At 70.9% G+C, this 7,335-nt stretch carries 8 protein-coding genes; 5 read left to right on the plus strand and 3 right to left on the minus strand.

Going from position 1 to position 7,335, the window contains the following annotated elements:
* Positions 1–803 precede the first annotated feature (803 nt).
* Together ACFWI9_RS31960 and ACFWI9_RS31965 are read left to right on the plus strand one after the other, a co-directional pair.
* Positions 804–1,007 (plus strand): Rieske 2Fe-2S domain-containing protein, encoded by a 204-nt coding sequence (locus tag ACFWI9_RS31960; protein WP_387168119.1) that lies wholly within the window; start codon positions 804–806, stop codon positions 1,005–1,007.
* Between the two features lie 225 nt (positions 1,008–1,232).
* Entirely contained in the window at positions 1,233–1,715 is a 483-nt protein-coding gene (locus ACFWI9_RS31965) for a flavin reductase family protein (RefSeq protein ID WP_387168101.1), read from the plus strand.
* Here the strand turns inward: ACFWI9_RS31965 and ACFWI9_RS31970 are convergent.
* Positions 1,675–3,906 carry a PP2C family protein-serine/threonine phosphatase gene (locus tag ACFWI9_RS31970; RefSeq protein WP_387168104.1) on the minus strand — a complete coding sequence of 744 codons (2,232 nt, stop codon included), beginning with the start codon at positions 3,904–3,906 and terminating at the stop codon, positions 1,675–1,677. The two genes, ACFWI9_RS31965 and ACFWI9_RS31970, sit on opposite strands and share 41 nt — an antisense overlap.
* A gap of 262 nt (positions 3,907–4,168) precedes the next feature.
* On the opposite strand from ACFWI9_RS31970, the gene ACFWI9_RS31975 reads away from it, so the two are divergent.
* From ACFWI9_RS31975 to ACFWI9_RS31985, 3 genes are read left to right on the plus strand one after another with little or no spacing between them, the layout of a single operon-like run.
* Entirely contained in the window at positions 4,169–5,173 is a 1,005-nt protein-coding gene (locus tag ACFWI9_RS31975) for an iron-containing redox enzyme family protein (protein ID WP_387168107.1), read from the plus strand.
* Positions 5,170–5,823 carry a HemK2/MTQ2 family protein methyltransferase gene (locus ACFWI9_RS31980; protein ID WP_387168110.1) on the plus strand — a complete coding sequence of 218 codons (654 nt, stop codon included), beginning with the start codon at positions 5,170–5,172 and terminating at the stop codon, positions 5,821–5,823. Before ACFWI9_RS31975 ends, ACFWI9_RS31980 begins: the two co-directional genes overlap by 4 nt.
* A 13-nt stretch (positions 5,824–5,836) precedes the next feature.
* Positions 5,837–6,025 (plus strand): CDGSH iron-sulfur domain-containing protein, encoded by a 189-nt coding sequence (locus tag ACFWI9_RS31985; protein ID WP_387168122.1) that lies wholly within the window; start codon positions 5,837–5,839, stop codon positions 6,023–6,025.
* Positions 6,026–6,100: 75 nt separating this feature from the next.
* Here the strand turns inward: ACFWI9_RS31985 and ACFWI9_RS31990 are convergent, their stop codons facing one another.
* Positions 6,101–6,508, minus strand: coding sequence for a DUF6114 domain-containing protein (locus ACFWI9_RS31990; protein ID WP_387168113.1), 408 nt, complete (start codon positions 6,506–6,508; stop codon positions 6,101–6,103).
* Positions 6,499–7,122, minus strand: a complete 624-nt coding sequence (locus tag ACFWI9_RS31995) for a DUF6230 family protein (RefSeq protein ID WP_387168116.1) — start codon at positions 7,120–7,122, stop codon at positions 6,499–6,501. Before ACFWI9_RS31995 ends, ACFWI9_RS31990 begins: the two co-directional genes overlap by 10 nt.
* Positions 7,123–7,335: the final 213 nt, after the last annotated feature.

Here is a 7,335-nt window from a genome sequence, read left to right on the forward strand (position 1 = left end):
CCCGAACACGGGTGAGGGACCTCCCCGCAGTGGCCCCGGGAGCCCGGGGTATCGGACCTTTGCGCGCGTAACGCGACCCGCAATGAAACGGCTGCTCGCCGAGAAGCACCAGCCGTGCCGTGGTGTCGCCCTCGCCGAAGACAGTCTGCGTCGCGTTCCTGTGCAGCGGGCATCCGCGGCGGTTCGCGGCGGCCTGCCGAAGGCCGGGCGGGAGGTCGTGATCGCGGGTCCGCTCCCTCAGGAGGGCCCCGTGCCCGAGGGTATGTTCCTCACCGAGGAGGAGAACACGCGGTCGGTCCGCACCGCCCCGCACAATGGGCAGGGCCGCATGCTGATCGTCACGGGTGAGAAGTTCACTCCGGGGGACCCGGACGATCCGGGTGCGGCCCGGCACTTCCGGATCCTGATGGACTGGGCCGGCAGCCGTTTCGACGGCTTCGTCCCCACCCGCCGCTGGGCCACCCAGGACGCGTTCTCGACCGATCACGTGCCCCATGGGCCGGCTCCACCCGCGAGCGCGCCACACGTACGTGGCGACGGGGTTCGGCGGATGGGGACTGAGCGGCGGCATGATGGGCGCGCGACTGCTCACCCGTCTCGTCGCGGGAAACGGTTCGTCCTGGGCCGACCTGTACGACCCCGTCCGCTTCCGTCCGCTGGCGGAAGGGCCGGCGGTGCTCCGGCTCGGCGCGAGGACGGCTCGCCGCCTCGTCGTAGACCGCTTGCCGGGGGGTCGGCCCCACTCGGTGGAGGACATCTGTCCAGGTCAGGGGGCGGTGCTGAGTGGCCGAGGCGGCGGGCTGATGGCGGTTCACCGGGACGCAGCCGGGGCCCTTCACAGGGTGTCCGCACGCTGCACGCACCTGGGGTGCGTCGTCCACTTCAACGAGGCGGAGTGCGCGTGGGAGTGCCCCTGCCACGGCTCCCGCTTCGGAGTCGACGGAGAGGTGCTCCAAGGACCTGCTGTCCGGCCGCTGAAGCGGCGCGGCGCGGACGGCGTCCCATGAATCAGCTGCTGCGCCGGGCCAGGTTGTAGAGAAGTATCAGGACCGCCAGCACCATCACCGCCACGTGCAGCCATCCGGGGGCGGCAGCGGCATCGGCAGCGGCCAGGACCTCATGCATCGGTAACGACATCATGTTCCGCCGTCTACCCTGCGAACAACGGGTGATGCCGCCGTCACTGGAAGTTGCTGAGTGAGGGTCGTCCCGGGCCTCGGTACGTTGGGCGTGTGGAGTTCGACGCGTTCACCGATGTCCTCGACTATCCGCTCTATGTGGTGACTGCCGCTGCCGGGAAACGGCATTCGGGCTGCCTGGTGGGGTTCGCCTCCCAATGCTCGATCGCTCCCCCGCGGTTCGTCGTGTGGGTGTCCAAGGCGAATCACACGCACGGAGTGGCATGTGAGGCTTCCCACCTCGGCGTACACGTGCTCGATGGGCGCGACCGGGACCTCGCTGAACTGTTCGGCTCGCTCACGGGTGACGACGTGGACAAGTTCGAGCGGGTGGCCTGGCATCGCCACGGCACCGGCCTCCCGATCCTTGACCGCATCCGCACCTGGTTCATCGGCGGGATCGTGAGTCGATTCGACGGGGGCGACCACACGGGGTTCCTGCTGTCGCCCGTGGATGCGTCGGCCGCTGTGGCCGGGCGTTCTCCGCTGCTCTCCTTCAGTGATGTCCAAGGCCTCCCACCGGGTCATCCCGCCTGACCGGAACGCTTGGCAGGCCCTCTTGCGTGCGGCGGACGAGAAGCAGGGCGATGTCGTCCGTGCGCGGGGTGTGCGCGGTGGCGTGGTCGATGAGGAGGTCGGCCAGTTCGTCGGTGGGGCGGTGCCGGTTCCGCGTGAGGCAGGTGAGCAGCGAAGCGACAGCGGCGTCGAAGTCGGTACCGGGGGTTTCCACGAGCCCGTCGGTATAGAGGGCGAGCACCGCACCCGGGGGCAGGGGGATCTCCGTGACGGGGTAACGGGCATCCGGATCGATCCCGAGTAGCAGGCCAGGTGACAGCTGGACGACCTCCGCCCCGCCGTCGGGGTGCAGCAGCAGCGGTGGGGGGTGGCCGGCGGTGGCGATCCTGGCCTGGTGTCGGGCGAGGTCGAGGCAGGCGAACAGGCAACTGGTGAACAGACCGGGCTCGAGGTCGATGAGCAGTCGGTTGGTGCGGGCGAGTACGTGGGCGGGGGGCGTGCCGGCGGTGGCGTGGCTGTGCACGGCGGTCCGGATCTGGCCCATGAGCGCGGCTGCCTGGATGTTGTGGCCCTGGACGTCGCCGATCGCGGCAGCTGCGCCGCTGGGGTCGCAGCGGATGAGGTCGTAGAAGTCTCCGCCGATCTCGACACCGTGGCCGGCCGGCAGATAGCGGGCGGCGACATCCAGTCCGGGGATGTCGGGCAGAACGTGCGGGAGGAGTGCGGTCTGGAGCGTGCGGGCCAGTTGGTGCGTCGTGTCGTAGAGACGGGCACGGTCCAGGGCCTGTGCGATGAGTCCGGCCAGGGAGGTCAGCACGGCTCGCTCCGCGGGAGGGAAGGGCCGGCTCTGGTCGTAGGTGAGGACGAGCGAGCCCACGGGACGACCGGAGGCGATCAGGGGGAGGAAGGCCCAGGCATTCCTGTCGTCGTACCGCTCGGCGCCGGGATGGGCGCGTTTGAGGTCGTCGTAGGAACCGAAGAAGTGCGCGACGCCGGTGGTCAGGGTGCGCACGTTCGGGGTGTCGGCGGTCAGGGGCATACCGTCGTAGCGGCAGATGAACGCGTTGCTGTAGCCGCGATGGCCGACGATCCGCAGCCGGCCGTCCTCCACCGCCATCAACGCCAAGCCACGGGGCCCGAAGGCCGGCACGAGCTGGTCGGCGACGGCCTCCACGACGTCGTTGACACTCGCCGTCTCCGTGAGGGCCGCGGCCAGATGCGTCAGGTGGTACAGCGCGCTCGCCCCGCCGGGCTCGGCTGAGGACTGCGGGGGTGGTGACGGTGCGGTCGGCTGGGTCGAACCGCCGGTGAGCGGGGTGATCTGGACACTGATGCCGCGGTCGTCGGGATACAGCTGGAAGGCCAGCCAGCAATCCGGTGGCCGTAGCGCCGTGAAGGACGTCGATCGGCGGCTTACCACGGCCGCCCGGTAGTGGTCTTCGAAGACGGGATCGTTCATCCACAGCAGCGCTTCCCACGGCCGGGCGCCGCGCAATGCGGCGGCCCCCGCACCCACCAGTTCGGTCGCCACGGTGTTGATGAAAGTGATCCGGCCGTCCATGTCCAGAGCGCAGCATCCGATCGGGATGCGTTCGGCGAAGTCGAGCGCGGCCCTTGCCTCGTCGGGGTCAGGTTCGTACGCACGCGGTGGCAGCAGTACACGGGGCTCGTCCCAGACGGGCAGGGTCTCGCCCCGGTCGGCGGCCTGCCCCAGGAGGTCTCCTGCTCGGCGACAGGCCGCGGTGATCGCCTCACGCTCCCGCGGAGTGAGAGTGGGCGGGTGCCAGGTGGGCCACAGCAGCACCAGGCCGCCCCACACATCGTGGTCGCCATGGGTGAATGGAGCTGCAGCCAGCATGAAGTCGTAGGGCAGGACGATCCCGAGCCGCGGGTAGCGGCGTGCCACCTCTTCCTGGCTCGCCAGCCAGACGAGGCGGCGCTCCTGGATCGCGTCCGAAACCGGGACGGGAGCGTCCACGGGTACGCGGGTCCAGGGAGCGGTGAGCTGCGGTACGGCGCCCGACACGACCGCGAGTCGCAGCACCCTCTCCCCCTGCGGCAGCACGTACACAAGCCCGACCGAGGCGTTGCTGCCTCGTACGGCTTCGGCCAGGACGGCGTCGAGTACCTCCGGACCGGGGTGGGAGCCCGGGCGGGAAGCGGCGGCGGGAGCGGCGGGGCCGGTCGCCGATGGGCCGGTGGCGGAGGGCATGCGGTCACCTGGCCTCACGTCGGCGTACCGCGCGGTCACGCCTGCGGGCAGGGCCCGCCGGTCCGGGTAGCGGCCTGTCGCGACACCGCGCCGAGATATCACCCATAACCGGACAATACGTCTTTCGCATCCCGCAGATCAGCCTGGAGCGCCAGGTCACGGCGCGCCGCACCGCGGATACAGCCCGGATAGGCGGCGGGGGCCTGTGGAGTTCAGGAGGGGCCCGGACGGTGCTTGCGGCATATGCGGGTACACGCGAGGCATGACGGAAAGAGCGACCATCCGGAGAGCGCCGTCGCTGCCGCAGGCACGCGGGCCGCTGTCGGCGGCGGTCGTCGGCTATCTCGCCTCGCGTCGCCCGCTGCCCGAGGACCAGGCGACGGCCGCCGACCCGTACGGTGATGATCTCCAGTTGGCCCTCTACACGTGCTACGAGCTGCACTACCGGGGATTCGGCGGGGTGGACGCGGCCCTGGAGTGGGACGCTCCGCTGATCCGTCTGCGCCGCACGCTGGAGACGCACTTCCTCAGCGCGCTGCGCCGTGACGCCACGCGCCACACGGCGTTGCCGGAGGCACTCGAAGCGCTGCTGGTCGAACCGGCACACGGTACCGGCGTGTCGCACCACCTGAAGGACGAGGGCGAACTGTGGCAGCTCAGGGAGTACGCGGCGCTGCGGTCGCTCTACCACCTGAAGGAGGCCGATCCCCACGCCTGGGTGCTGCCACGGCTCCAGGGTCGCGCCAAGGCCGGCATGGCGGCCGTGGAGTTCGACGAGTTCGGCGGCGGACGGGCCGAGCGCGTGCACGCGCGGCTGTTCGCCGACCTCATGACCGACCTGGGTCTCGACACCTCCTATGGCCGCTATCTCGACGCCGCCCCCGCCCAGGCCCTGGCCACGGTCAATCTGATGTCGCTGTTCGGGCTGCACCGCGCGCTGCGGGGCTGTCTGGTCGGCCATTTCGCCACGGTCGAGATCACCTCCTCGCCCGGGTCCCGCCGCATGGTGGACGCCATGCGCAGGACGGGAGCGGGCCCTGCCGCGGAGTTCTTCTACAGCGAGCACGTCGAGGCCGACGCCGTCCACGAGCAGGTCGTCCGGCACGAGGTGATAGGCGGCCTCCTGGAGGAGGAACCCGAGCTTGAAGCCGATGTCGCCTTCGGTATCGACGCCACCGTCCATCTGGAAGACCTCCTCGCGGCACACGTCCTGCGCATGTGGGGCGGCGGACAGTCCTCACTTCGCCCCGGGACGGGACCGCTATGACGCTCATCGCCCTGCCGGGCGTGTACATCCCGCGCGGTGACACGGCCATACTGGGCGGCGCACTGCGCCGCGAAAGGCTGCCGGAGGGGGCTCGGGTGCTGGACGTCGGCACGGGCACGGGGGTGCTCGCCCTGACGGCGGCGATGCGCGGGGCGCGAGTCACCGCCGTGGACAACTGCCGCCCCGCCGTCTGGAGCGCCCGTCTCAACGCCCTGCTGGCCCGGACACCCATGCGGGTGCTCCGCGGTGACCTGACCTCGCCGGTGGCGGGACACAGCTTCGACCTGGTGGTGGCGAACCCGCCGTACCTACCCAGTCCGGCTCACGCCTTGCCGAGCAGCGGTCCCGCGCGTGCCTGGGACGCCGGCCGGGACGGCCGTGCCGTCATCGACCGCATCTGCCGTGACGTGCCCCGCCTGCTGGCGCCCGGTGGCGTGCTTCTCGTCGTGCACTCCGCGCTGAGCGGGGTGGAATCGACCCTGACGCGGCTGCGGGCGGCCGGGCTGACCGCTCAGGTGACGGAGCGGCACCGATTGCCCTTCGGACCCGTGATGCGGTCCCGGCGCTCCTGGCTGCGCGGTCGCGGGCTGATCGCTCCCGGGGCCCAGACGGAGGAGTTGGTGGTGATCCGTGCCGAAAGAACCCGCTGACCGGCCCCGCCGAATCCCGGCGCGGTGCCGCGTCACTCTCCCGGTGGACGGCCCCCTGCTCATCGAGGGGCCTGTCGAGGTCGTCCTCCAGGACGGCAGCACCGTGGCGTCGGACCGCTTCTGCGTCGCCCTCTGCATGTGCCGCAGGAGCGGCCGCTACCCCTGGTGCGACGCCAGTCACCGGCGGCGTACACGCGGCTGACGCACCGTCGGCGCCGCTGCCCCGGCGTCGTGTATACGTGTCGCGGCCTCAGACCTCGGCGTCCGGCTTTCCCGCCTATACGGGTTTCGCCCAGGCGCAGGCGAGCGAGCCGCCGATCAGGCCCGCGAACAGGCCGACGAAGAGTCCACCGAAGTTGGCGAGCGGGAGGGACACCAGCGACAGGAGCAGGGCGGCGATCCCCGCGAACACCCGGGTCTCGGGTCGCACCCACATGCTGACGCCGAGAGCGATGAGGAGGACACCCGTGAGCAGGGCACCCGCACCCGCCGTCGTGGACAGGGCGAGCGGGATACCCGCGAGGCTCAGCCGCACATACGGGAGGTACAGAATGGGCATGCCCGCCACCAGGGTGAACAGACCCGCCCAGAAGGGCCGACTGCCGCGCCATGCCCTGAAGCGGTGGCTCAGGGTCCGCAGGTGCTCGCGTCCTGCTGTCAGGGAGAATCCGGGGTTCAGAAGCACTCGTTGCTGCCTTCCGTGAGCCGCACGCTCAGATCGGGGACGTTCAGCGTGGCCGCGCTCACCGCGACGGCGGTCACTTCCACGTCCGTCAGCCGAGCGGCGTCGGCCTGCTGGGCCACGCCGTCCGGGTCGAAGTACCGCGACTGCCTGTCGCCCGGACTGACCGGCCCTTTGGTGATGGCACCCGCGGCCACACCCATGTCGATGTCCGTGAAGTCCGCCTGGCCGACGTCCAGTGCCTTCGCGTCGATGAACATGTTCCTCGCCTCGGCCCGCTGCTCGTCGCCGCCGGTCAGCCGCAGGGTGTAAGGGCCGAGGACGGGAATGGGAACCACCACGGACTGGCACAGACCGCTGATCTCCGCTCGCCGGAATCCGTTGACGGTCACCGGCACGGCGGTGCCCTCCCTGGTGACGTCGACCATCCCGTAGATACTCAGGCCCCGGACCGTCATCGTGTCCGCGCTGATCTGGAACGTGCGGCCCGAGATCAGGAAGGAGGCGGCCAGGGCTCCCTGCGCCATTCCGACTCCCACCGCCGACGCGGCAGCCACCGAGGCGGCGAGCACCACGGCGAAGCGCTTCCAGCGGGTCCTGCCGAAGTCCTGCGACATGACGCCTCCTCGGGCCGTGGATCGGCGCGGCCTACGCCGTACGGGAGACGGGACATGTCCCTGTCCGGTGCTGGGTCCCAGGCTTACGGATCTTCCGCGGGACGGCACGTTGAAAGGGCAGACGGGTGAGTCGGAACAGCGCTCCATGAGCCCGCACACGACAGCGGGCCCCCGGGGGGGGGGGGGCGCGCGCCCCACCCCCCCCCCCCCCCC

Source organism: Streptomyces sp. NPDC127084 (genome assembly GCF_042724175.1).
Classification (GTDB): domain Bacteria; phylum Actinomycetota; class Actinomycetes; order Streptomycetales; family Streptomycetaceae; genus Streptomyces.